The following is a 25581-nucleotide window of genomic DNA, read 5'->3' on the forward strand; positions in this document are numbered from 1 at the left end:
AGGAAACCGAAGATGAGTGATCAAAAAGTGCGCGTCGAAACCCATGGCCGGGTGGCGACGCTGTTTCTCGTCAATCCGCCGATGAATGTCGTGACCCTGGGTCTGACCCGGCAGATGAGCGCCGCGCTCGATGCGCTGGCCGCCGATCCCGGCATCGGCGCCCTGGTGCTGTGCGGCGAGGGCGACCGTGCCTTCTGCGCCGGTTCCGATATCAAGGAATTCCCGCGCTTGATTGCCGAGCAGGGCATCGTTTCGCAAAAACTGGGTAAGGAAAACGACACCTATGGCCAGGTGGCGCATTTCCCCAAGCCGACTGTCGCCGCCATTGAGGGCCTGGCGCTGGGCGGTGGCCTGGAACTGGCCAGCGGCTGCGACCTGATCGTCGCTTCGGCCAATTCCCACATGGGCCTGCCGGAAGTGAAACTCGGCGGCTTTCCGGGCAGCGGCGGCACGGTGCGGGTGACCAACCGCATCGGCATGGGCCGCGCCAAGGAAATGATGCTGCTGGGCGACATGATCGACGCCGAAACCGCGCTGGCCTGGGGCCTGATCAACCGCATCGCCCCCCAGGGCGGCGCGTTGAACCTGGCCCGTGAACTCGCCACCCGCATGGCGGAAGGCCCGGCCCAGGCGGCTTTCGCCTGCAAGACCGCTTTGCAGAACGCCGTCGATCTGCCGGAAGCCGAAGCCATCCAGCGCAGCCTGGACTTGAGCGAGGCGCTGTCGCAGACCGGCGATTTCAAGGAAGGCGTCACTGCCTTTGCCGAAAAGCGCCCGGCCAACTGGCGCGACAAGCTCGACCGCAAGGTATTCGGCGCGTAAGGCGCTCATTCCCCCTTCTTATAATCCGAGGATAGTTCCGTGATCGATTTCTCCATTCCCGCCGAAACCCAGATGGTGCTCGACTCGCTGCGCCGCTTCATCCAGAAGGAACTGGCGCCGCACGAGGCCGAGGTCGAGGAAATCCAGGTGGTGCGGCCTGAACTGGCGCAAGACCTGCGCAACAAGGCCAAGGAAATGGGCCTGTTCGCCATGGGTATGCCGGAAGATGTTGGGGGCGGCGGCCTAAGCACCGTCGATATGTGCCTCTGCGAAGAGGAATTCGGCTTCACCAAGGATGCACTGGTGCGTCGCGCCTTTGGCGCCATTCCCGGTTCGCTGGTGAATTGCGTCGGCGAACAGCGCGAGAAGTATCTGTTCCCGGCGGTGCGGGGCGAGATCAATGTGGCACTCGGCATGACCGAGCCGAATGCCGGCTCGGATGCCGCCGGCATCAAGACCGCCGCCAAGCGCGATGGCGATGACTTCATCCTCAATGGCTCGAAGCATTTCATCAGCGATGCTGATGTGGCGCATGCCTTCATCGTCACGGCGGTTACCGATCCGGCCAAGGGTGCCAAGGGCATCAGCGCCTTCCTGATCGACAAGGATACACCCGGCTTCACCGTCGGCCGCACGCAATACATGATGGGCCTGCGCGGCACCAATCATTCCGAATTGATCTTCGAGGATGTACGGCTGCCGAAGTCGCAGATGCTGGGTGCGGAAGGCACCGGCCTGTTCCAGGCACTTTCCACCATCAACCGGGTGCGGCTCGGCATGGTCGGCGGCCGTTCGGTTGGCATGGCGCGCAAGCTGATGCAGAAGTGCATCGACTATGCCAACGAGCGCAAGCAGTTCGGCCAGACCCTGGGCGAATTCCAGATGGTGCAGGCGATGCTGGCCGATATGGCCACCGAAATCTTCGCCACCCGCATGATGGTGCTGAACGCCGCCTGGGAGACCGACCAGGATCGTGACCCGCGTGAAAAGGTCTCGATGGTGAAGTATTACGCCTCCGAGATGCTGGGCCGTGTCGCGGACAAGGCGGTGCAGATTTTTGGCGGCATGGGCTATTGCCGTGAAATGCCGCTGGAACAGCTTTACCGCGATGCCCGCGTCTACCGCATCTTCGATGGCGCTTCCGATATCCACCGCATGATCATCGCCCGCAGCCTGCTCAAGAATGGCCGGATGAGCCTGTAAGCCATTTGAGTCGCCGGGATTGGGAGGATTGTCATGCTGAGTAAGATGAAAGTGCTGAGCTTCACCCATTTCGTGCAGGGTCCTGCGGCATCGCAGTATCTCGCCGATATGGGTGCCGATGTGGTGAAGATCGAGCCGATTGCCGGTGCCTTCGAGCGCGGCTATGGCGCCGATCAGGTGTTCATCCAGGGGCTCAGCGCCAGCTTCTTCGCGGTGAACCGCAACAAGCGCTCTATCTCGGTCGATCTCAAGAGCGAGAAGGGGCGGGAAGTCATCCACTCGCTGATCCGCCAGGCCGATGTGCTGCTGGAGAATTACCGCGGCGGCGTGCTGGAGCGGCTTGGCTTCGGCTACGAGGCCGTGAAGGCGATCAAGCCCGATATCATCTATGCTTCTGCTTCCGGCTGGGGTTCATCGGGCCCCATGGCTAAGGAGCCGGGTCAGGATCTGCTGGTGCAGGCCCGCTGCGGCCTGATCGCCGTTACCGGCGACATGCAGAGCGCGCCCACCGTGCCCGGCGTGCCGATTGTCGATCAGCATGCCGCAGCCCTGATGGCCATGGCGATCACGGCGGCTTTTGTGAAGAAGCTTGGCACCGGCCAGGGCACCAAGATCGAGTCGAACCTGCTCAATGCCGGCCTCGATCTGCAGACTGAATCGATGGCGGCGTATTTCTCCGGCAACCGCAGCCCGGAGCGTTTCCAGCGCGATTCCCGTCTGGCTTCCTGGTTCCTGCCGGCGCCCTATGGCGTCTACAAACTGGCCGATTGCCATGCGGTGATCAGCCTCGGCGGCGATATCGAGCAATTCGCCGGTGCCATTGGCAATGCCGAGCTGATCGCGCTGGCCGATGACCGGATGAAGAACCGCGACGCCTTCATGCGTGTGCTGGGCGAGGAACTGAAAAGCTGGACCTATGAGCGCCTGGATAAGGTGCTGGCACCCCATGCGCTGTGGTATGCCAAGGTGCAGAATTACGACGATATCCGCGCCGATCCGCAGGTGCAGCATAATCAATGCCTGCAGCAGTTCACGGTCAAGGGCGAAACCGCCACCGTGCTGGCGCATCCGGTGCGCTATGACGGCGTGGCACCTGCACTGCGTCGCATGCCGGCGGTGTTGGGCGGCGATACCCGCGAAGTGCTGCGCGAAGCCGGCTGGAGTGATGCCGATGTGGATGCGCTGGCGGCTGCCGGCACGGTCAATCTCGGCAAGAACTAGGCGACAACATATAGGCGATTGGACAGGGTGGCATTGTGACCATTGCACTGCGTGACGTTTCACTGAAAGACCGCTACACGCAGGAATCCGGCGTGCTGTTCCTCAGCGGCACGCAGGCGCTGGTCCGCCTGCTGCTGACCCAGCGCGAGCGCGACCGCAAGGCTGGTCTGAATACTGCCGGCTTCGTTTCCGGCTATCGCGGCTCGCCGCTTGGCGGTTTCGACATGGCGCTGTGGCAGGCGCGCGAGGAATTGAAGCAGGCCGGCATCGTGTTCCAGCCCGGCGTGAATGAAGACCTCGCCGCTACCTCGGTCTGGGGTACGCAGCAGATCGATAGCCTGCCGGGCAAGACCGTCGATGGCGTGTTTTCCATGTGGTACGGCAAGGGGCCGGGTGTCGATCGTTCCGGCGATCCGTTCAAGCATGGCAACTATGCCGGCACCACCGAACATGGCGGCGTGCTGGTGGTGTTCGGCGATGATCATCCCGGCAAGTCCTCCACCGTGGCGCATCAGAGCGAACAGGCCCTGGCCGCCAATCTGATCCCGGTGCTCTATCCCGCCAATGTCGAGGAAATCCTCGAATACGGCCTGCATGGCTGGGCGATGTCGCGCTATACCGGCCTCTGGGTCGGGCTCAAGACGGTGAACGAAACGGTGGAAACCACTGCCACCGTGCCGGTGCTGCCGGGCGGTCCGGCGATTCTGGCGCCGAACGCACCGGATGATGGTGTCGATATCCGGCCGCAGCCGGATTACGGCCCGCAGCGCGACGAAACCGTGGTGATCCGCCACCGGCTGCCGCGCGTGCATGATTATGCTCGTGCCAACCCACTGGACCGCCGCCGCCTTGGCGCTGCCGGCGCACGGCTTGGCATCGTCACCAGCGGCAAGGCCTATACCGATCTGGTTGATGCGCTGGCCTCGCTTGGTATTGACGAAGATCGCGCCCGGGCGCTTGGCCTTTCGGTCTACAAGGTCGGCATGATCTGGCCGCTGGAGCCGGTGGGCCTGCGGGCTTTCGCTGCCGGCTGCGAGGAATTGCTGTTCGTTGAGGAAAAACGCGCCTTCCTGGAAGATCAGGCGGCCAAGCTGCTGATCAATGACAAGGATGCGCCGCGGTTCTCAGGCAAGACCGATCCGCAAGGTGAGGCGTTGCTGCCCTCCGATGTGCAGCTTGATCCGGCTACCATCGCGCTGGCGCTGCTGCGCCGCCTGGAGGCCCTGGGTCTGGCCGATACGGCGCTACGTCAGGCCGGCGAGCGCATTGCCGTGGCGAAGCCCGCAGTTATTGATCCGGCGCAGCCGAAGCGGCTGCCGTATTTCTGCTCCGGCTGCCCGCATAATTCCTCCACCAAGGTGCCGGAAGGCTCGGTGGCGATGTCTGGCATCGGCTGTCATTCGATGGCGATGTGGATGAACCGCAATACGCTGAAGCCGGTGCAGATGGGCGCTGAAGGCACCAACTGGATCGGCCTGTCGCACTTCACCAAAACGCGCCATGTGTTCCAGAATCTGGGCGACGGCACCTATTCCCATTCCGGCCTGCTGGCGATCCGTGCCGCGGTGCAGGCGGGCGTGAATATCACCTACAAGATCCTGGCCAACGATGCCGTGGCGATGACCGGCGGTCAGCCGGTGGAAGGCGCGCTGAGCACCGAGATGATCGTGCGCCAGGTGCTGGCCGAGGATATCGCCCGCTGCATGGTGGTGACCGATGATCTGGCCCGCACCGCCGTGAGCGTGCCGGGTGTGGCCGTGGTGCCGCGCGCCGAACTGTCGCGGGTGCAGCAGGAATTGAGTGCCATTCCGGGCGTAACCGTGCTGGTGTATGAGCAGGTCTGCGCTGCCGAGAAGCGCCGCCGCCGCAAGCGCAAGCTGATGCCGGATCCGGCCTTGCGCGTGTTCATCAACGAAGCCGTCTGTGAAGGCTGCGGCGATTGCACGGTGCAGTCCAATTGCGTTTCGATCCAGCCGAAGGAAACCGCCTTTGGCCGCAAGCGCCGCATCGATCAGTCGAGTTGCAACAAGGATACCTCCTGCATCGAGGGCTTCTGCCCGTCCTTCGTGATCGTCGAGGGCGGTGAGATGCGCAAGAAGTCCAGCGTGCTGGATCGCAGCCGTTTCGCCTCCCTGCCCGAAGTGGCGCCGGCGGCGATGGCGGAGTGTAATGTGCTGACCACCGGCGTCGGCGGTACCGGCGTGGTGACCATCGGCAGCGTGCTGGCGATGGCGGCGAATCTGGTTGGCATGGGCGCCAACAGCTACAACATGACCGGCTTGGCGCAGAAGGGCGGCGCGGTGTTCAGCCATCTGCGTATTGCCGCCAGCCCGGCCGCCTTGAAGGGTTCGCTGGTCGGCCCCGCCGAGGCCGATCTGGTCCTTGGCTGCGACATGGTGACCGCCGCCAGCCCGGATGGCATCAAGACCTGCGCGCCGGGCCGCACCCGCGTGCTGCTCAATGGCAATATCGAGCCGACGGCGGCGTTCCAGGCCAACCGCGACTACAGCATCGATACGGCGACCTTGGCGGGCAAGCTGCGCGAACGCAGCCAGGAAACCATCACCATCGATGCCGGCGAAGCCGCCGAGCGCCTGCTGGGTGACAAGATCGGCGCCAACATGCTGCTGGTTGGCTATGCCTACCAGAAGGGCTGGCTGCCGTTGCCGCTGGCGGCTCTGCGCCGTGCTGTCGAACTGAACGGCGCCGCCGTGCAGTTCAACCTCGATGCCTTCGATCTCGGCCGATTGGCCGCCATCGAGCCTGAAGTACTGCTGCCGGCCAAGCCGCCGGAAGCTGCCATCCCCGATAGCCTGGAAGGCATCCTGGCGCATCGCGTGGCGCATCTCACCCGCTATCAGAATGTCGCCTGGGCGCAGCGCTATGCCGGCTGGGTGGAAAAGGCCCGTAATGCGGAACAGGCGGTAAAGCCCGGTTCGCAGACTTTTGCCCTGGCGGTGGCGCGCAATCTCGCCAAGCTGATGGCTTACAAGGACGAATACGAGGTGGCGCGGCTTTATGGCGAAACCCCGTGGCGCCGCGATGTATCGGAGGCCATGCAGGGCGATGTGAAGCTGTCGCTTTATCTGGCGCCGCCGCTGCTTTCCCGCCCCGACCCGGAAACCGGCCGGCCGCGCAAGATCAAGTTCGGTGCCTGGATATTCCCGGCGATGCGGCTGCTGGCCGGGTTCAAGTGGCTGCGCGGCAGTGCGCTGGATCCCTTTGGCCGCACCGATGAGCGCCGTGGCGAACGCCAGCTTATCGCGGAATATGAAACCGACCTGGCGCTGGTGATCGGCCAGCTTTCGGGGCGCAACCTGCAGGCCGCCATCGCCTGGGCGGAAATCCCCGATGCGATCCGGGGCTATGGCCCGGTGAAGGAAGCAGCCATGGCGGCGGCCAAGCCGCTGCGCCAGGCGGCGTTGAACCAGTTCCACCGTTCAGGGGCAAACTAGAGGACCAAGTCGGGGGCATTTGTAATTCTCCCGGCCTGACCCTACAAAGGCGGCGACCCCCAGCTTCTGGGGGTGACCTGCTCAGGCGCCGTCTCACATGTCCGATTCGCACATTCCAACTGTTGCCATTATCGGCGGCGGCCCCGCCGGGCTGATGGCGGCGGAGGTCATTGCCGCGAACAATCTAGCGGGCGGCGTGCGCGTGCGGCTGTTCGAGCGCATGCCCAGCATCGGGCGCAAGCTGCTGATGGCCGGGCGCGGTGGCCTCAATATCACCCATTCCGAACCGCTGGATGCCTTCAAGGCGCGCTATGGCGAGGCGACGGCCTGGCTGGCGCCCTTCATCGATGCTTTCCCGCCGGCGGCTTTGCGGGATTGGTGCCAGGGCCTGGGCCAGCCGACTTTCATCGGCAGCAGCGGGCGGGTATTTCCGCAAGCCATGAAGGCCAGCCCCTTGCTGCGCGCCTGGCTGGCGCGGCTGAACGATTTAGGTGTCGAGATCGTGACTCGGGCCGAGTGGAGCGGGTGGGATGAGGCCGGGGCAATCCGGTTTGGCGATGGCCGGCGCGAGAAGGTGGATGCTACCCTGCTGGCCCTTGGCGGTGCTTCCTGGCCCCGGCTGGGTGCCGATGGTGGCTGGACGGCTTTGCTGCCGGGCATCGCCATTGCGCCACTGCGTCCGGCGAATTGCGGTTTCCAGGTGAACTGGAGCGAGATTTTCCGCCAGCGCCATGCTGGTGCGCCGCTCAAGCGTATTGCCTTGAACTTCGGCGACGCCTCGCGGCGTGGCGAGGCGGTGATCACCGATGCCGGCATTGAGGGCGGCGCCATCTACGCTCTTTCGGCAAGGCTGCGTGAAGCGATTGCCCGCGATGGCACGGCTGTGCTGAAGCTCGATCTGCGCCCGGACCTTGAGCCGCGCGAACTGGCGCGCTTGGTAGCGGAACCCCGGCGCGGCGCTTCGCTGGCGAATTTCCTCCGCAAGCGGATCGGTCTGGCACCGGTGGCGATCGGTCTGGTGCAGGAAGCCCTGCATGGCGAGAGCGCCGGCCAACCGCTTGAAACCCTGATCAAATCCCTGCCGCTGCGGCTCACCGCGCCGTTCGGTATCGAACGCGCCATTTCCACCGCCGGCGGCATCGCGCGCGATGAAGTGGATGCCGCACTGATGCTGCGCCAGCGGCCAGGTGTTTTCGTTGCCGGCGAAATGCTGGATTGGGAAGCACCTACAGGCGGTTACCTGCTGCAGGCCTGCATGGCCACCGGCTTTGCCGCTGGTCATGGCATCCTCGCCTGGCTGGCGCGGCGCTGACGCCGCTGATTTTTCCGACCATCTAAAACGAGTCTGCGCAGACATGCGGCAATAACGCCGCAATTGCGCGCATGTGCAACGGATTGCGCCAGTGTTTAGCGTCGTGACTCGCGATGATCGAAACGCAGCATTTCCTTATGCGCGCATGTTTCGCCTTGATGACAAAAATCGTTTGCGCCGCAGCGGAATCTTCTGCAAGCTTTTCAAAAGAGAGACGGCGTCTCTCATCGTGAGACAAGTGATTTTTATCGTGAAGTGGCCCAGGAGCAATGCCCGAACGCAGCTATTCCGATATCCAGTCCGTCTCCCGCGCTGCGGCGATCCTGCGCGCCTTCACCAAGGCGGATAGCTGGGGGCCGACCGATCTGGCGGCGCATCTGGGCCTGCATAAAAGCGTGGTGCATCGCCTGCTGGCGACGATGGCGAAGGCTGGCGTGCTGAGCCATGACGCGGCCAGCGGCCGCTACAGTATTGGCGCCCTGATCCTGCAACTGGCGCCCAAGGGCGGTGCCAATAACGCCTTGAAACAATTGGCCCGGCCCTACCTGCAGCGGCTGGTGGACAGCACCGGCGAGACCGTCAGCCTTTGTGTGCTGGAGGGCAATCACGGCCTCTGCATCGACTATATCGATAGTCCGCAGGCGATGCGTTTCACGGTGTCCACTGGCGATACTTTTCCGCTCAATGCCGGCTGCGTCGGCAAGGTGATGCTGGCTTTCCAGCCGAGCCAGTTCATCGAGCAACTGATCGCCCGCAAAGCATTGAAGCGCTATACGCCCAACACCATCGTCGACCCCACCAAGCTGCGGGCCGAACTGGCGAAAATCCGCCGTCTCGGTCATGGCTTCAGCGATTCCGAGATCACGCCTGGTTCGCGCTCGGTCGGCGCGCCGGTCTATGGCGCCGATGGCCAGGTGATCGCTAGCCTGGCGATTTCGGCGCCAGCCTTCCGCCTGCCGGACGCCAAGGTTGACGGCATGATCGCCAGTGTGAAAACCGCCGCCGCCCAGCTTTCGGGCGAGTTGGCCGGCCATCCGGCGGAAGCAATCAGGGCTGATGCCAAGCCGGCAAAAGCCAAAGCTGCACCACGCAAAGCCAAGGAGAAGCGTTGATGTTGTTCAATCAGGCGCGTGCGGAAGAAATCATGGCCCGGGCCGGTGTGGAGGCGCTGATCGCCACCTCGCCGGAAAACGTGATGTATGCCAGTGATTATGAGTGCGTCACCCACTGGATCAACAAGGGTTTCCAGGTCTATTCGATCTTCACCCCGAACCATAAGCCGAAGGCGTCACTGGTCGCCCCCAGCCTGGAGCTGGAGGCAATTGTCGATGGCAAGGTGTGGATTGAGGACATCTATATCTTCAGTCCGTTCAAGCGCGGCCCGGCGCAAGGCAACGAGATGGACCCGGTCGGCAAGGCCGGCAAGGCGCTGCTGGAGCGCGCCGCGATTGTCAGCCGCGCGCTGGATGGCCTGATCGCCGCCATCGAATCGCGCGGCCTGCAGAATAGCCGCATCGCGGTCGATGAACTCGGCATGTCGCCGTTCATCTTCTGGGAATTGAAGCAGCGTTTCCCCAATGCCGAGATCATCGCCGGCAACCCGATGTGGTGGGAAATCCGCATGATCAAGACGCCGGATGAAATCCAGCGCTTGCGCATGGCTTCCCGCATTACGGAACTGGCGGTGAACCATGCCTATGGCCTGATCAAGCCAGGCATCCGCGAAAGCGAGATCGTGCATGCCTATAACGTCAAGATCGCCGAACTGAAGGGCAAGCCTACCTTCATGCTGATGGGTAGCGGCAGCCGCAGCTCCTATCCGCATATGCTGGTGTCGGAAAAGACCATCGAGAAGGGCGATATCGTGCGCTACGATATCGGCTGCACCTACGATTATTATCATTCCGACACCGCCCGCGCCGTGGTCTATGGCGGGAAGCCGACGCTACAACAGCAACGGCTGTGGGATGCGCTTTCCAGTGGCGTGGAAGATGCCATTGCTTTGATCAAGCCCGGCGCCGATGTGCGCGATATCTATCGGGCGGCGATGAAGCCGGGCAAAACCCTGGGGCTTGAGGATTTCGACCGCTTCCATTGCGGCCATGGTATCGGCATCGCCGTCTATGATCCGCCGGTGGTGACGATCTCGGATCCTGCCACCTCGGCCTTCCTGATGCCTTCGGTGGAAGGCGGCCTCAAGCCCGGCATGTCGCTGAATGTCGAGGTCGGCTACTACATGCAGGGTGTGCAGGGCATGCTCTGCGAAGACACCATGATCGTTACCGAGACCGGCTGTGAGCGGTTGACCAATAACAGCAAGTCGTTGATCTACGAAGATTTCATGGCGACGGCGACGGTCTGACCGCATGCGCGCCGGGCTCGCCACGAAACTGTCCTTCCTCGCCGCGCCGAAGCTGTGGCTCGTGGTCTTTTTCATCCTGCCGATGTTGACCATGGTGCTCTACAGCTTCTGGCGCGTAGTGGATTACCAGATCGTGGCGGATTTCACCCTGCGCAATTATCAGAAGATCGGCGGGCCGCTTTATACCGGGGTGTTTCTGCGCACCATCAAGCTGTCGATCTATGTCACCTGCATATCGCTGCTGATCGGCTATCCGGTGGCCTATTTCCTGGCGCGCAAGGTGAAGCATTTCAAGCTCACTTTGCTGTTGCTGATCGTGCTGCCGCTATGGACCAGTTATCTGGTGCGCACCTATGCCTGGATGCTGATCCTTGGCACCCAGGGCGTGATCAATCAGGCACTGCTTGGCCTAGGCATTATCTCAGAGCCGCTTACTGGCCTGCTGTATTCGGATTTCGCCGTCACCATCGCCCTGGTGCATATCTACATGCCATATCTGATCCTGCCGCTTTATGCGGTGCTGGAAAAGATCGATCCCAGTCTGCTGGAAGCGGCCTGGGATCTCGGCGGCGGCAAGGTCCGCACCTTCCTCTCGGTGATCCTGCCGCTCAGCCTGCCGGGTATCGTCAGTGGCTGCCTGTTCGTGTTCATCCCCTCCATGGGCGCCTTCGTCACTCCGGAACTGCTCGGCGGCACTCGCAGCATCATGATCGGCAGCATCATCGCGCAGCAATTTGGCGTTGCCTATGAATACCCCTTCGGTTCAGCCCTGGCATTGACTCTGATGGGCATCATCTTCGCGCTCGCCGCCATCAGCCTGCGCTATGGAAAGCCGAGAGGTGTCGCATGATGCGGCGGGACACCACTAAATTTGTGCTCGGTGCCTGGACCGGACTGGTGTTGATCTTCCTGTTCGCTCCGCTGGTAGTGGTTGCGATCTTCTCCTTCAATAATTCGGCGATAAGCCGTTTTCCCCTGAGTGGTTTCACCTTCAGCTGGTACGCCAAGCTGCTACAGGACAAGTCGATCCATGAGGCTTTGGTCAACAGCCTGATGATCGCGCTGGCCACGGTCTGCCTGTCCACCACGCTCGGCATTGCCGGCGCAGTTGGCATTCACCGCTATGGCGGCAAAATCGCTGGCGGCATACGTGCCTTCGCGCTGACGCCGATGATGGTGCCGCGCCTGATCATCGGCATTGCCCTGCTCACCTTCTACAACCTGCTCAGCATCGATCTGTCGCTGCTCACCGTGATCGGTGGCCATGTGGTGATGACCTTGCCCTACGTCATACTGATCACCCTGGCACGACTGGTCGGCTTCGACCGGGCGCTGGAAGAAGCGGCCTGGGATCTCGGCGCCAACGCCTTCACCGTCTTCCGCGAAATAACCTTGCCCTTCCTGCGCCCGGCCATCGTCGCCGCTGCGCTGATGTCCTTCACCCTTTCATTCGATGAGGTAGTCGTCACCTTCTTCACCACCGGCAACGACAACACGCTGCCGATGGTTATCTGGTCGAAATTGCGCTTCGGCATCACGCCGGAACTGAATGCCATTGCCACGATCACAGTGGTGGTAAGCGGATTATTTGCCGTCGTGGCTGAGTTGTCGCTGCGCCGTGCGCAACAGCGTTGACATGAGTTCATCGTTTCGAAGCAGACAGAAAAGAAAAGGAGATCACCAAATGGAACGCGAAACCTTCAACATGCTGCTGCCCAGCAACATGAGTCGTCGTGGCATGCTGCGGCTGATGGCGGCCTCGGGCCTGATGGCGGCAATGCCGGCCGGCCTGCGCGAGGCGCTGGCACAGGACAAGTCGCTCAACCTGTTCACCTGGTCGTCCTGGGGCGGTGGCGAATTCGTCAAGGATGCCAAGGACAAGATGAATCTGGAGCTGAAGCCGACCTTCTACAGCAGCTCGGATGAGATGATGGCGAAGCTGCGCGGCGGCGGCACCAAGCTCTACGACATGATCGTGCCGGTGCAGAATTATATCGAGCCCGCCGTGAAGGCCGGCCTGATCGAGCCGCTCAATCCGGCGGCCTTGCCCAACACGAAGGATATCTTCGAGCAATTCGCCACCTCGGCGCAGTGGCGCGTCGATGGCAAGCTCTATGGCATCCCGTTCGTGTGGGGCGCCAATGCCATGGCTTTCAACCGCAAGGTAACCGGAGACCTGGACTCGCTCTCGGCCCTGTTCGATCCGAAGTACAAGGGCCGCATCGCCATGCGCGATGAGCCCGAAGATACGCTGGCAGTCGCCGCCCTGCATCTCGGCATCAAGAAGCCCTATTCCATGGAGGAAAAGGAACTGCAGGAGGTCAAGAAGCTGCTGATCTCGCAGAAGCCGCTGGTGCGCGCCTACTGGAAGAATGTCGCCGATGTGCAGAACATGCTGGCGTCGGGTGAGGTGGTGGTTTCCTGGGCCTTCCTGGCGGTGATTGCGCCGCTGCTGAAGGCTGGTGTCGATGCCGGCTGGGTCTGGCCGAAGGAAGGCGCCGTGGGTTGGAGTGAGTCGATCACGCCGGTGAAAGGCACCAGCAAGATCAAGCTGGTGGAGGAATACGCCAACTTCACGCTCAGCCCGGAATACGGCGAGTTCATGGCCCGCAACACCCGCTATGCCCCGGCTTCCAAGGCGGCGATTTCCCGCCTGGAGCCGCAGTTGATCAAGGATCTCGGCATCGACATCAACAATGTCGGCCGCCTCGTGTTCAAGGATATTCCGAAGGACAAGTCGCGCTGGAACGAGATCTGGAACGAGGTCAAGGCGGCCTAAGGCGACAGGAGGGATAAGCAGTGGTGGCGAAAGTGGTTGATGTCGAATTGCAGGCAGTGTTCAAGCGTTTCGGCAGCTTCGTCGCGGTCGATGGTATCGATTTAACCGTCGAACGCGGCCATTTCGTCACCCTGCTCGGCCCTTCCGGCTGCGGCAAGACCACCACCCTGCGCATGATCGGCGGACTGGAATACCCGGATTCAGGCAATATCCTGGTGGCCGGGCAGCACCTGTCTGCCGATCTTGGCGCGGCGCGGCCGACGCGCATGGTTTTTCAGAATTACGCCCTGTTCCCGCATATGACGGTGGCGGAAAACGTTGCCTTTGGCCTGCGCATGCAGAAGCTGCCGAAAGCCGATATAGCCCTGCGGGTGAAAGAGATCATCGGCCTGCTCGGCCTCACGGATCATATCGCGAAGTATCCGCGTCAGATGTCTGGTGGCCAGCAACAGCGTGTCGCTCTTGCCCGCGCCCTGGTGACGCGACCGCGCGTTCTGCTGCTTGATGAACCACTCGGCGCGCTCGATCTCAAGATGCGCAAGCATATGCAGAATGAGTTGAAAAAGCTGCAGCGCGAAGTCGGCATCACCTTTGTCTATGTGACGCACGATCAAGCCGAGGCGATGTTCCTCTCCGATGCCATCGTGGTGATGGATCATGGCCGCATCGTGCAGCAGGGTACACCGGCGGATATCTATCAATACCCACAGACCGCCTATGTCGCCGATTTCATCGGTGAGGCGAATATCCTGCCGGGGCGATTTGATATGCGCCAGGGCGGTGAGGGGCGTGTGGAAACCGCACTGGGCGCCATGCGCGGCAGCATCGCCACCGGCTTTGAGCCGCAGGCGCAGCAGCCGGTGCTGCTCTCGGTGCGGCCCGAGCATGTGCTGCTCGGCGAGGCAGCCAGAGCGGCGGATTTCTCGGGCCAGGGCAAGGTGGTTGACCTGGCATATCTTGGCGGAGTGTCGCGGGTCGGCATCGCGGTGAATGGCCTCACCCTGCATGCCGATTGTCCGGGCCTGTTCCAGGGTGCGGAAGGCGATATGGTCGGTTTCGGCTGGAATGCAGCTGATCTGCGCCTGTTGGCCCATGATGACCGCTTCGGCAATGGCAAGGGTGCTGCATGATCATTGATATCGAAACCCATCCGCTGCGCTTTGCCCGCAATGGCGCGGTGAATCCGCAGATGTCGATGATCAAGCATTATACCTGGTGCGAGCAGTCGCCGGATTTGCTGGTGGCGGAGATGGAATATGCCGGTGTCGATAAGGCATTCCTGATCAGCTATGATGCCGAGGACATCCAATGGGGCAGCAGCCGCAAGGGCTTTGATCTGGAGGATTACAGCGGCGGCCGGAAATACAGCCTGCTCGGCTTCCGCCGCTATCCCGAACGCTTCTACTGGTTCAACACGCTGAAGAACCCGAAGCGGCATGATGTGCTGGCCCAGGTGCGGCGCGATTTTGCCGAGGGCGCCTCGGGTGTGAAGGTGTTCGCCGCCTACATCCAGGTCAACCTGCTGGATGAAGCTTTCATTGCCGTCTGCCGCGAGATCATGGCGCAGGGCAAGGTGCTGCTGCTGTCCTTCCAGACCCTGCGGCCGCCGGATTCCTATACACTTGAAGAATATCTCGAACAGCTTGACGGCCTGTTGCAGCTGCTGCCCGGCCTGCCGTTGGTGCTGATGCAGGCCGGCTGTGCCGATCCGCTCACGCCACGCTGGGATCAGGTGCGCCGCATTGCCGACAAACATGAAAAAATGATCATGGGCTGCGGCTTTGTCGGTGAAATCTGGGACGATGAAACCGAGTATCCGTTCCCCAACTATCTTGGCCGTATCCGTAAGGTCGCCGATGCAGTGGGTACCGGGCGGATGATGTGGGGCACGGACTGGCCATGGTTCGAGGACAAATTCAAATACCGGCAGGCAGTGGACAGCGTCCGCAAGCATGCCGGCTTCTGGACCATGGATCAGCGGATGGAATTCTTGGGCGGCACGGCTGCGCGTTTGATGGGAGTGAAGTGAGATGACCTTTACTGTTGTTGCAAGGGATATGGAAACCGGCCTGCTGGGCGTGGCGCAGGCCACCAACCCGCTATCGGTGGGCGCGCGCTGCCCGTTCATCCGCGCCAATGTTGGCGCCGTGAGCAGCCAGGCCTACACCGATCCGGGCCTCGGGCCGCTGGCGATCGAATTGCTGACGCTCGGTCATGCACCGAAGAAGGTGCTGGCGGAGATCGAGGGCAGCGACGATGGCTGGGCCTGGCGCCAGATCGGCGTGGTCGATCGCCATGGCCGTGCCGCAGTGCATACCGGCAAGGAGTGCAAGGTCCATAGCGCCGCCATCACGGGCGAAGGCTATCTGGTGATGGGCAACTTGCTGACCACCGATCAGGTGGTGCCAGCCATGGACAAGGCATGGCATGACAGTGCCGGCGAATTGTTCGAGGAACGCCTGATGCGGGTGATCACTGCGGGACGTGATGCCGGCGGCGATGCCGGCGGGCATCGTTCATCCTGCCTGATTGTCTATGATACCGAGGCCTATGGCCGCACCGATCTGCGGGTGGATTTCGCGCCGAAGCGTGCCGGTGCACCGGATGCGGTGGACATGCTGCGTGATGCCTTCGATCACTACAAGCCGATGATTCCGTATTACAAGGTGCGGCCGCATCGCCCCTGGATGCCGGGCTGGATGGATTGGCTCAAGACGCAGGGAGTCGAGTTCAAGGATTAAGCGAAGGCACGGCCGAAACTGCGGTCGAAGTTGCGGTCGTGCTCTTCCGAACGCGCCACTTCCAGCACCCATTCGCGGAAGATGCGCACCTTGTCCAGCTTCGTCTTTTTCTTGCTTGAGACGACATAGTAGGACGACAGGATCGGCTTCTCCCAATCGGGGAAGGGCTTCACCAGCCGGCCCGAGGCAAGATGATCCTGGATCAGCATGGAGCGGCCCAGCGCCATGCCGCCGCCGGCACTGGCGGCGCGCAGGATCAGAAGCGGGTCGCTGTATTTCGGCCCCTGGGCGTTGGCCTTCTGCTTCACCTTGATTTCCTCAAGCCAGGGCGCCCAGGAAATCCAGGGTTCGTGTACCATGCGCACCGATGAATGCAGCAGGGTGAACTTGGCCAGGTCGTGGCGCTCCAGCGGCTTGGTGGCTTCTGTTTGCAGCAAGGACGGGCTGCAGACCGGCGTCACGGTCTCATTGGCCAGCAGGGCCACATCCAGGTCTTCGCCGAAATCGCCGCGCCCGAAGCGGATGGCGATATCCACCGTGTCGGCGGCCAGATCCACCATGCGGTAATCGGTCTGTACCAGCACATCGATTTCCGGATGGGCGGCGCGGAACTGCACCAGGCGCGGCAGCAGCCATTCCTGGGTGAAGGAAGGCAGTGCACTGATCACCAGGATATCGGTTTCCGCCACCTTGCCCTTTGGCAGCAGCCACACGGCTTCCTCGAACAGGTCGAAGCCCTGCGATACCAGCGGCAGGATGGTCTTGGCTTCCGGCGTCAGTACCAGACCATTCGGCAAGCGCTGAAACAAGGTGCAGTCGAGAAACTGCTCCAGGATCTTCACCTGATGGCTGACGGCGGTCTGCGTCACCAGCAATTCCTGCGCAGCTTTCGCGAAGCTGCCGACGCGCGCGGCGGTCTCGAATGCCTTCAGTGCATTGAGCGGCGGAAGTTTGCGGCGCATGCACGAACTCCAGTCTCTGTTGGGGCCAGGGTTGGGGTAAGGCCAAATATTATTTGGTTGCGGCAGATGTCACAATAACGGAGCCTTGCTGCAACAGCGAGGTAAGACGTTTGCAACCAGCCGTATCCATCACGTCCTGCGCAACAATCGATGATGCCTGGGGTGAAACCCGCATCAACAATGCTGCCGTGAAGCTGCGCGGCGAACAGCGCATGGCTGTGGCGGCCTTTCTGCGCGATGTGCTTGATCTAAAAGGAACCAAGATCGGCTGCGGCAACGGGGAATGTGGCGCCTGTACCATCGTGGTGAACGGCGATGCAGTCTGTTCCTGCCTGCTGCCGCTGCATCGTATTGATGGCGCAGAGGTTACTACCATCGAAGGCCTGTCGCGCGATGGTGCGCTGCATCCAATTCAGGCAACTTTAAAAGACTTTGGCGCTTTTCAGTGCGGCTATTGCACGCCGGGCGTCACAATGTCGCTATTCGCGCTTTTCTCTGCTGATCCTCAACCGGAAGAGATGGCGGTGCTGGAAGCATTGCAGGGCAACATCTGCCGCTGTTCCGGTTATGTGAAACTGCTCGAAGCCGTGGATGCGTTGCGCCGCGGTGCCGCGGAATGACCGAGCATTTCCGCCATATCGGCCGGCGCATGCCGAGCCTGGATGCCGAAGCCAAGGCCACCGGCCAGCTTGCCTATACCCAGGATATCGTGCGGCCCGGCATGCTGCATGGCCTGATCCTGCGTAGCCCGCACGCCCATGCGCGCATCAAGTCGATTGATCTGAGCGCGGCTGCCGCCATGCCGGGCGTACAGGCCGTGGTCTGCGGCCGCGATTATCCCGGCGGGCAATATATCAATTTCGGCGCTGTCTATGCCGACCGCTATCCGCTGGCTTTCGATACCGTGCGCTACAAGGGCGAGGATGTGGCGGCTGTGGCCGCCGAAAGCCTGGAGCAGGCGCGCGCGGCCCTGCAAGCGATCCGCATCGAGTATGAAATCCTGCCCACCGTTTTCGAGCCGGAGGACGCATTGGCCGAAGATGCGCCGCTGCTGCATCCGCGCAAGACCCTGCCGGCCAATGTGGCGCAGCATGCGGAAGCGGTGTTTGGTGATCTCGATGCCGCCTTCCGCGATGCCGCCGTGGTGGTCAGCAATACTTTTTCCCATGGCGCGGTGGCGCCGATCTGCATGGAAACCAATGCCGTCGTCGCCGAGTATGATGCGGCAAGCGGCCAGATGCAGATCTGGACCGGCAGCCAGGCGCCGTTCTTCGCTCGCAAGGAAGTGGCGCATGTGCTGGGCCTGCCATTGCAGCAGGTAGTGATCCGCGCTTCCGGCATTGGTGGCGGCTTCGGCGGTAAATCGCAATCGCCCGAGCCGGTCGCGGTGGCTGCCCTGCTTGCGTTCAAGACCGGCAAGCCGGTACGCATCGTGCTCGACCGGCGCGAGGAATTCATCAGCGGCAAGACCGATCATCCGAAAAAGATGACGGTATCGATGGCGGTTGCCGCCGATGGCAGCATCCTGGGCCGCCGCACGCAGTATTATGTCGATAACGGCGCCTATACCATGATGGGGCCGGCTTACATTTCCGCTGTGCGCCAGCGCACCTGCAATCTCTACCGCGTCGGGGCTGCCGGCTTCGATGGCAAGCTGGTCTATACCAACAAGGTGCCTGGCGGCTCCTATCGTGGCATGGGCGCGCCGCAGATCATCTGGGCCATCGAGAGTCTGATCGACGAGGCCGCGCGCAAGCTTGGCCGCGATCGCCTGGAATACCGCATGCAGATTGCCAACCGGCCGGGCGATACCACGCCGCTCGGCTGGCATATCGGCAGCTGCGCCATGGCCGAGTGTATTGCGGAGGCCGGCCGCCGCATCGGCTGGGCGGAGAAAAGCAAGGAGCAAAAGCCGTGGCGTGGCCTCGGCATCGCCGCGATGATCAATCCCAGTGTCGGCGTGCTCTACCCGGAAGGCAATTTCGCCAATGTGTCGCTGGAACTGCGCCCCGATGGCCGCATCCTGCTCGGCACCCAGACCGCCGATTGCGGCACGTCGCAGAATACTGTTTTGGCACAATTCGCCGCCGAGGCGATGGATGTCGACCTCGGCTGCTTCGATGTGCTGCATATGGATACCGAGAATGCCCCGGACGATCTCGGCAGCGCCGCGTCACGCGTCACCTTTGTCAGCGGTGCCGCCGCCATTGTTGCCGGCAAGGAACTGGTGGCCGCGATCAAGGCGAGGTTGGCCGACCGCTGGGATGCCGCGCCCGAGGATATCGATTTCCGCGATGGCATTGCCGGCCTGCGCGGTGACAATTCGCGCCGCATGAGCCTGGCTGAATTCGCCGCCGTTGAAGGCCCGCTGAAGGTGGTGGGCCGCCACGATATAGAATTGCCGCGCGCTGATCCCAAGACCGGCTATGGTCATTACGCCCCGGCCTATGGCTTTGGTGCCATGGCGGCGGAAGTTGAGGTCGATCCTGGTACTGGCGCTGTTACAGTGCTGAAGATCGTGTCGGTGCAGGATATCGGCCGTGTGATCAATCCGCTGGCGCTGGAAGGTCAGGTGCAGGGCGGGATTCTGCAAGGCATCGGCATGACCTTGCAGGAGGAGCTGGTTTTCGATGATGGTGAGCCGGTGAATGCCTCGCTGATCAGCTACAAGGTGCCGCGCATCTTCCAGACGCCCAATATCGAAATGGCCTTCATTGAGACGAATGAACCGAATGGCCCCTTCGGCGCCAAGGCCGGCGGCGAGCATCCGATCAACATGACCGTGGCGGCAATCGCCAATGCCATCACCGATGCCACCGGCATCCAGTTCACCAGCCTGCCGATCACGCCACAGAAAATCCTGGATGCATTGGTGCGCCGCGATGGCCCGATGCCGCAGACCCGGCCCTGGACGCGGCCCTATAATCTGGAAGTCGCCACCGCCCGCGCGCTCTATCCCACGGTATTGTTCCCTGGCTTGAAAAAACTTGGCGCCGCCATCGGTCGCCCGGTGAAGCAGGCACGAAAGAGCGAATTCGTAGCGGCGCGTGAGATCGGCGTGGCGCTGTCCCTGCTGGCCGAGGCCAAGGGCGAAGCCAAGCTGATGGCCGGCGGCACCGACTTGCAGCCCGGCATGCGCCAGGGTGTCTATGCGCCCCGCCTGGTAATCGATATCAGTGGCATCGCGGCCCTGCGTGGCATTGCCGAACAGGGTGATGCCCTGCGCATCGGGGCTGGCACCACGCTTTCCACGATCATCCGCGATCCCCTGGTGCGGCGGCATTTCCCGATGCTGGCCGAGGGCCTGCGCCAGACCGCGACGCAGCAGATTCGCCATGTCGCGACGCTGGGCGGCAATCTCTGCCAGGAAAAGCGCTGCTGGTTCTTCCGCTCCGCCAAGCAATGCTACAAGCATGGTGGCGCCACCTGCCCCTGCTATGCGGTGCTCGGCGACAGCCGGCATCATTCTATCATGGGCGCGGGCCGCTGTGCCGCGCCCTGCGTGGCCGATGCAGCACCGATGCTGGTGGCGCTGGGCGCCCGTGCCGAGGCTCTGGGGCCACAGGGCACGCGCTTCATCGCCCTGGAGGATTTCTACCGCTGGTCCGGTGAAACCACGCTGGCAGCCGATGAGATTCTGGTGGCGTTGCATCTGCCGCTGGCTGCGGCCGGGATGCGCCAGTATTTCGAGAAATTCGCCATGTGGCGCGGTGATTTCGCCGAGGCCAGTGTCGCGGTGGCTGCACAAGTCGATAGCGATGGCATCTTGCGCAGTTTGCGCATGGCCTTTGGCGGCGTGGCACCGCTGCCGATGCGTGCCATGCGCGTGGAAAGCCGCCTGCTGGACCAGCGCATGACGGATGCCGCGATCCAGGAGGCCGCCGCCCATTGTGCCGATGGCGCGCTGCCGCTGCGCGAGAACGCCGCCAAGGTGCCGCTCTTGCAAACACTTGTCGCCCGTAGCCTGGCCGTCATCGCGGCCGGGCCTGCGGTGCATTGATCGAATCAGCAGCAAAGGAGAAGCAGAGATGATGCAGTCGAAGTCGTTCCGCAAACTGGGTGTGATGGCCATTGGCGCCGCCGCCATGGTGTCAACCGCCCTGACCGATGCTGCGGCCCAGGCCAAGGACAAGTTCGTCTATGGCGTGCCTTCGGCGATCAGTTCGGCGATTGCCAATTTCGTTTTCGCCAAGGAACTTGGCTATTTCGACGAAGAGAACATCGATATGCAGATGGTGCCGCTGGCCGGTTCGGCGGTGATCATTCCCCAGTTGCTGAGCAACCAGATTCAGGCCGCCGGCGCCAGCCTTGAGCCGCTGGTGATCGCGCGCCAGCCGGGCAAGGCCAACTTCCCGCTCAAGTTTGTCTATAATTACCTGCGCAATTCGGTGTGGGAATTCGCCGTCACCGCCAACAGCCCGGTAAAGACCGTGGCCGATCTGCGCGGCAAGACCATCGGCATCGTGTCGCTCGGTTCGGGCAATGTCTACACCACCCGTGCCATCCTCGCTGCCGCTGGCGTGCCGTGGGATCAGGTGAAGGTGTTGGCGGTTGGCTTCGGCGTGCAGGCTTTCGAGGCACTGCGCTCGGATCAGATTCAAATGCTGAATCTGTGGGAAAGTGCCCATGCTTCGCTGGAAGTGGCCGGCACGCCGCTGCGCCGTCTGGAATATCCGGCGCAGTTCCAGGGTGTTTCCAGCCATGGCTTCGAGGTGACGGATGCGTTGCTGAAGGATAATCCGGGCCTGATCGCCCGCTTCGGCCGCGCCGCTTCCAAGGGTTCGGTGGCCTGCATCGCCAATTACGAGGGCTGCCTCAAGGCGTTCTGGAAGCATTACCCGGAGCAGAAGCCGAAGGTGGGCACGGAAGCGGAGATCCTGCGCAAGGAACTCGCCATCATGGTGCCGCGCATGGAGAATATTGGCTATTTCGCGCCGGGCCAGCCGAAGCGCTGGGGTGAATATGCCGAACGTGACTGGACCGTGCTGATCGCGGCCCTGAAGGCTGGCGGCGAGGTAACCGATGAGAATATCCCGCTCAGCTCGCTCTACACCAATGCCCTGGTGCCGGAATACAACAAGTTCGATCCGGCTGCCGTCGAAGCCAAGGCAAAGGCGTGGAAGTGAACGCTACGCCAGTCAATACCGGTGAAGGCCATCTCGTTGTCGATGGCCTCACCGTCACCTATGCCTCCTCGCGCGGCAACCTGACGGCTTTGCAGGATGTGTCGCTCGAGGTCGGCAATGGCGAGTTCGTTGCCGTGCTGGGGCCCTCGGGCTGTGGCAAATCCACCCTGTTGCGCATTGCTTCCGGCCTGCTACCGCCAACCAAGGGGCGGATCACCTTGGGCGGCAAGCTGGTGGATGGGCCGCGCCAGGATGTTGGCATCGTATTCCAGCAGCCGACCTTGCTGCCGTGGAAGACAGTGCTGGAAAATGTGCTGGTGCCGATCCGCAGCCTGAAGCTGCCGCTGGAAGCCGGTCGCAGGCGGGCCGAGGAATTGCTGGAACTGGTGGGGCTGGCGAAATTCGCCCAGCACCATCCCTATGAGCTTTCCGGCGGCATGCAGCAGCGCGTCGGCATCGCGCGCGGCTTGGTGCATGACCCGACCCTGCTGCTGATGGACGAACCTTTCGGCGCGCTGGATGCGATGACGCGCGAGCATATGACCCTGGAATTGCAGTCATTGTGGTGGAAGGCGCGGAAGTCGGTGCTGTTCATCACCCATTCGATTCCCGAGGCCGTGTTCCTGGCTGACCGCATCATCGTGCTGTCACCGCGCCCGGGCCAGGTGATGGAAATCATTGCCGTGGATATTCCGCGTCCGCGCCGTGTCCAGTCGATGGGCGAGCCGCAATTTGCCGCCATCTGCAATCATCTGCGCGGGCTGTTCGGCAGCCATGGCGCCATCGATTGATACAAGGAGTGCGCTGACCATGAAGAATGGATTCCTGCAATACGGCCTGCCCGTGCTCTCGATGTCGCTGTTCTTCGTTTTCTGGCACAATGCGATCAACTGGTTTTCGGTGCCGGCCTATCTGCTGCCAGGGCCGTTGGATGTGGCCAAGACATTGTGGATCGGCTATGCCGGCGGTCGCTTCTGGCCGCATCTCGGCATCACCCTGTATGAAATGGTGGTGGGCTATTTTGCCGGCTGTACGGCCGCACTGGTGCTTGGCGCGCTGGTGGCGGAATCACGCATCATTGATCGCCTGGTCTATCCCTTCATCATCAGCCTGCAATCCATGCCCAAGGCGGCCCTGGCGCCTTTGTTGATCGTCTGGTTCGGCTTCGGCCCGGCTTCGAAGATCGTCATGGTGTCGCTGATCTGCTTCTTCCCCACCTTCGTTAACAGCGTTACCGGCTTGCGCGCCGCCAATCAGGATCTGCTCGATCTCTATCGCGCCTTCCGGGCGCCGCGCCTGTCGATCTTCTTCAACGTCAAGCTGCCGACGGCAGCCAGTTCCATCTTCGCGGGTCTGCAGATTTCCGTAGTGCTGGCGCTGATCGGTGCCGTGGTTGCCGAATTCATCGCGGCGCAGAAGGGGCTGGGCTATCTGATCCAGTCCTCCACGTTGAATTTCGATGTCGCCACCATGTTTGCCGCCATCATCTCGCTGGCATTCGTCGGCATCGTGGCAACCACGGTAATCCGCATCGTGCAGGCCAAGGTGGTGTTCTGGGATGGCGGGCGCCCGCGTGCCTCCACTCAGGCGGAAACCGCATGAAACAGGCCCCAACCATCCATGGGCCTAGACGGAGAATTGCTCACTCACGCCACTGAGGGTGCGGGGAGTAAAGTGCATACGAACAGTACAACACGAAGGAGATTGTTATGACTGTGAAGGCGATCAATCCGGAATCGATGGGCGGCGCACCCGCGGCCTATACCAACGGCATGCTCGATGTGGGCGGTAAGGAAACGCTCTACATTTCCGGCCAGATCGGCATTGATGCCAAGGGCGTCTGCTCGCCGGATTTCGCGACCCAGACCCGCCAGGTCTGGAGCAATATCGAAGCCATCCTGGCCGATGCCGGCATGACCCTGAACAACGTGGTCAAGACCACCATCTTCCTGGTTGACCGCGCCGATTATCCGGCTTTCGTCGATATCCGCAAGGATGTGCTGAAGGGCCATAAGCCGGCGTCCACGCTGGTCTATGTTTCCGGCCTGGTGAAGCCGGAATGGAAGGTCGAGATCGAAGCGATTGCGGTGAAGTAAACAGCCCCGCCCGGGGAGGATGATCGATGGATTACAATACGGATGAAGCGGAAGTGGTGGAGGTGCCGTACCGGCTGGCGCAACGGCCGGTGCGTATCCTGCATACCATGCTGCGGGTGAAGAACCTGCAGAAGTCGCTGGAATTCTATATCGGTGCGCTCGGCATGCGCCTGCTGCGCCGGCAGGATTATCCCTCCGGGCGGTTCACCCTGGCCTTCATCGGCTATGGTGATGAAAGCGACAATACGGTGCTGGAATTGACCCATAACTGGGACAATGCCGAAGGCTACGAAATCGGCACCGCCTATGGCCATATCGCCATCGCGGTGCGCGATATCTATGCCACCTGCGCCGAGCTGGCGGATTTCGGCGTGAAGATCACCCGCGCGCCCGGCCCGATGAAGTTCAGCCCCACGGTGATTGCTTTCATTGAGGACCCGGACAGCTACAAGATCGAGCTGATCCAGCGCGACTAGATACAGCGGAGCGGAACACCATGGCGGATCAGACCAGCAGCCCGAACCCGCCGCCCAAGCGCGGCAGCCTCGCCTCCCGCCGCTTGCCGGCGGAGGGCGAGAATGGTGTTTTCTCGCAATCTTGGTTCCCGGTGGCGCTGGCTACCGAACTGCATGCCGAGCGGCCCCTTGGCATCGATTTCCTCGATGGCCGCATCGTGGCCTACCGCGAACCCGGCGGTACGGTGGTGGCGTTCAGCGCCTATTGCCCGCATGTCGGCGCCGATCTTTCGGCGGGCCGTATCGTTGATGGCCGTATTCAATGTGCCTTCCATCATTGGGAATATGATGCCACCGGCAAATGCGTGAAAACCGGCATCGGCGATCGGCCACCGCCGCGCGCCTGCCTGTTCAAATTCCCGACCCGTGAGCGTTATGGCATCATCTGGGTGTTCAACGGCGAGGAACCGCTGTTTGAATTGCCGGATTTTCCCTATCCCGATGATCAGCTTGAGATGCTGAACTACAAGGCGGAACGGCCGCTCCGCTCCGACCCCTGGGTATTCGCCGCCAACACGCCGGATATCCAGCATCTCAAGGTCGTGCACAAGATGCAGTTCCAGGTCTCCGACCCGCATGAACTGATGATCTGGCATGATTATGGCGTCGAGTTCCCCTACAAGGCGCTGCACCAGGGCAATGTGCAGATGGAGAATACCGCCGCCATCCGTGGCACCAGCATCTTCTATCGCTGGGGCAAGTATGGCGACTTCTGGCGCGGCACCATCACCGGCTTCGGCCTGCCGCGCCCCGGCCATAACATGGTGTTCAATTGCAATGTGGTGCTGAAAGGGCCGCAGGCGCAGGAGCAGCTTGAGAATCTGCTGGTCGTGAGCAAGCGCACCATCTCGGAAGACTGGGAGCTGCTCGACGGCATCAGCTTCCGCGAAGGCATGCTGACGCCGGGTGATCGTTCACTCGCCCGCTTCCTGCAGTATCTGCGCGGTTATCCGCGCGCCCATCCATCGGCTGAATTCATCCGCTAGG

At 62.1% G+C, this 25581-nt stretch carries 22 protein-coding genes; 21 read left to right on the forward strand and 1 reads right to left on the reverse strand.

Features of this window, described 5'->3' with window-relative positions:
- Positions 1 to 12 precede the first annotated feature (12 nt).
- The 13 genes from ACQY7X_RS11260 (at position 13) to ACQY7X_RS11320 (ending at position 15895) form a co-directional block, all read left to right on the forward strand.
- Positions 13 to 822, forward strand: coding sequence for an enoyl-CoA hydratase/isomerase family protein (locus ACQY7X_RS11260; protein WP_428250012.1), 810 nt, complete (start codon positions 13 to 15; stop codon positions 820 to 822).
- Positions 823 to 861: 39 nt separating this feature from the next.
- Complete coding sequence (locus tag ACQY7X_RS11265) at positions 862 to 2025, forward strand: acyl-CoA dehydrogenase family protein (RefSeq protein ID WP_428250013.1); 1164 nt, start codon at positions 862 to 864, stop codon at positions 2023 to 2025.
- A gap of 33 nt (positions 2026 to 2058) precedes the next feature.
- Positions 2059 to 3246, forward strand: coding sequence for a CaiB/BaiF CoA transferase family protein (locus ACQY7X_RS11270; RefSeq protein ID WP_428250014.1), 1188 nt, complete (start codon positions 2059 to 2061; stop codon positions 3244 to 3246).
- Positions 3247 to 3281: 35 nt separating this feature from the next.
- Positions 3282 to 6701, forward strand: coding sequence for an indolepyruvate ferredoxin oxidoreductase family protein (locus tag ACQY7X_RS11275; RefSeq protein ID WP_428250015.1), 3420 nt, complete (start codon positions 3282 to 3284; stop codon positions 6699 to 6701).
- Between the two features lie 97 nt (positions 6702 to 6798).
- Positions 6799 to 8013 carry a TIGR03862 family flavoprotein gene (locus ACQY7X_RS11280; protein WP_428250016.1) on the forward strand — a complete coding sequence of 405 codons (1215 nt, stop codon included), beginning with the start codon at positions 6799 to 6801 and terminating at the stop codon, positions 8011 to 8013.
- Between the two features lie 269 nt (positions 8014 to 8282).
- The gene (locus tag ACQY7X_RS11285) at positions 8283 to 9125 is read left to right on the forward strand and encodes an IclR family transcriptional regulator (RefSeq protein ID WP_428250017.1); all 843 of its coding nucleotides are present in this window, start codon (positions 8283 to 8285) and stop codon (positions 9123 to 9125) included.
- Positions 9125 to 10375, forward strand: a complete 1251-nt coding sequence (locus ACQY7X_RS11290; protein WP_428250018.1) for a M24 family metallopeptidase — start codon at positions 9125 to 9127, stop codon at positions 10373 to 10375. Before ACQY7X_RS11285 ends, ACQY7X_RS11290 begins: the two co-directional genes overlap by 1 nt.
- Before the next feature lie 4 nt (positions 10376 to 10379).
- The gene (locus tag ACQY7X_RS11295; protein ID WP_428250019.1) at positions 10380 to 11225 is read left to right on the forward strand and encodes an ABC transporter permease; all 846 of its coding nucleotides are present in this window, start codon (positions 10380 to 10382) and stop codon (positions 11223 to 11225) included.
- The gene (locus tag ACQY7X_RS11300; RefSeq protein WP_428250020.1) at positions 11222 to 12010 is read left to right on the forward strand and encodes an ABC transporter permease; all 789 of its coding nucleotides are present in this window, start codon (positions 11222 to 11224) and stop codon (positions 12008 to 12010) included. Before ACQY7X_RS11295 ends, ACQY7X_RS11300 begins: the two co-directional genes overlap by 4 nt.
- A gap of 49 nt (positions 12011 to 12059) precedes the next feature.
- Positions 12060 to 13154 carry an ABC transporter substrate-binding protein gene (locus ACQY7X_RS11305; RefSeq protein WP_428250021.1) on the forward strand — a complete coding sequence of 365 codons (1095 nt, stop codon included), beginning with the start codon at positions 12060 to 12062 and terminating at the stop codon, positions 13152 to 13154.
- Between the two features lie 23 nt (positions 13155 to 13177).
- Positions 13178 to 14284, forward strand: coding sequence for an ABC transporter ATP-binding protein (locus tag ACQY7X_RS11310; RefSeq protein ID WP_428250022.1), 1107 nt, complete (start codon positions 13178 to 13180; stop codon positions 14282 to 14284).
- Entirely contained in the window at positions 14281 to 15183 is a 903-nt protein-coding gene (locus tag ACQY7X_RS11315) for an amidohydrolase family protein (protein WP_428250023.1), read from the forward strand. Before ACQY7X_RS11310 ends, ACQY7X_RS11315 begins: the two co-directional genes overlap by 4 nt.
- Before the next feature lies 1 nt (position 15184).
- Positions 15185 to 15895: a DUF1028 domain-containing protein gene (locus tag ACQY7X_RS11320; RefSeq protein ID WP_428250024.1), complete on the forward strand. Its 711-nt coding sequence runs from the start codon at positions 15185 to 15187 to the stop codon at positions 15893 to 15895.
- Here ACQY7X_RS11320 and gcvA read toward each other — a convergent pair.
- Positions 15892 to 16857 carry a transcriptional regulator GcvA gene (gene gcvA, locus ACQY7X_RS11325; RefSeq protein WP_428250025.1) on the reverse strand — a complete coding sequence of 322 codons (966 nt, stop codon included), beginning with the start codon at positions 16855 to 16857 and terminating at the stop codon, positions 15892 to 15894. The two genes, ACQY7X_RS11320 and gcvA, sit on opposite strands and share 4 nt — an antisense overlap.
- 188 nt (positions 16858 to 17045) lie before the next feature.
- Between gcvA and ACQY7X_RS11330 the strand changes: the two genes are divergently transcribed.
- The 8 genes from ACQY7X_RS11330 to ACQY7X_RS11365 all read left to right on the forward strand — a co-directional run bounded on the left by ACQY7X_RS11330 (position 17046) and on the right by ACQY7X_RS11365 (position 25580).
- Positions 17046 to 17477 carry a (2Fe-2S)-binding protein gene (locus ACQY7X_RS11330; RefSeq protein WP_428250026.1) on the forward strand — a complete coding sequence of 144 codons (432 nt, stop codon included), beginning with the start codon at positions 17046 to 17048 and terminating at the stop codon, positions 17475 to 17477.
- On the forward strand, positions 17474 to 20857 hold the full coding sequence (locus ACQY7X_RS11335; protein WP_428250027.1) for a molybdopterin cofactor-binding domain-containing protein: 3384 nt from the start codon (positions 17474 to 17476) through the stop codon (positions 20855 to 20857). Before ACQY7X_RS11330 ends, ACQY7X_RS11335 begins: the two co-directional genes overlap by 4 nt.
- A 28-nt stretch (positions 20858 to 20885) precedes the next feature.
- Entirely contained in the window at positions 20886 to 21983 is a 1098-nt protein-coding gene (locus ACQY7X_RS11340) for an ABC transporter substrate-binding protein (protein WP_428250028.1), read from the forward strand.
- Positions 21980 to 22774, forward strand: coding sequence for an ABC transporter ATP-binding protein (locus ACQY7X_RS11345; protein WP_428245339.1), 795 nt, complete (start codon positions 21980 to 21982; stop codon positions 22772 to 22774). The genes ACQY7X_RS11340 and ACQY7X_RS11345 overlap by 4 nt, the downstream gene beginning before the upstream one ends.
- A gap of 19 nt (positions 22775 to 22793) precedes the next feature.
- Positions 22794 to 23585: an ABC transporter permease gene (locus ACQY7X_RS11350; RefSeq protein ID WP_428245340.1), complete on the forward strand. Its 792-nt coding sequence runs from the start codon at positions 22794 to 22796 to the stop codon at positions 23583 to 23585.
- Positions 23586 to 23692: 107 nt separating this feature from the next.
- Complete coding sequence (locus ACQY7X_RS11355) at positions 23693 to 24079, forward strand: RidA family protein (RefSeq protein ID WP_428245341.1); 387 nt, start codon at positions 23693 to 23695, stop codon at positions 24077 to 24079.
- 107 nt (positions 24080 to 24186) lie between these two features.
- Complete coding sequence (gene gloA / locus ACQY7X_RS11360) at positions 24187 to 24555, forward strand: lactoylglutathione lyase (protein ID WP_428250054.1); 369 nt, start codon at positions 24187 to 24189, stop codon at positions 24553 to 24555.
- 20 nt (positions 24556 to 24575) lie between these two features.
- On the forward strand, positions 24576 to 25580 hold the full coding sequence (locus ACQY7X_RS11365; RefSeq protein WP_428245342.1) for a Rieske 2Fe-2S domain-containing protein: 1005 nt from the start codon (positions 24576 to 24578) through the stop codon (positions 25578 to 25580).
- The last annotated feature ends 1 nt before the right edge of the window (position 25581 follow it).

It is taken from the genome of Ferrovibrio sp., from assembly GCF_965278975.1.
In the GTDB taxonomy this organism is placed as follows: domain Bacteria; phylum Pseudomonadota; class Alphaproteobacteria; order Ferrovibrionales; family Ferrovibrionaceae; genus Ferrovibrio.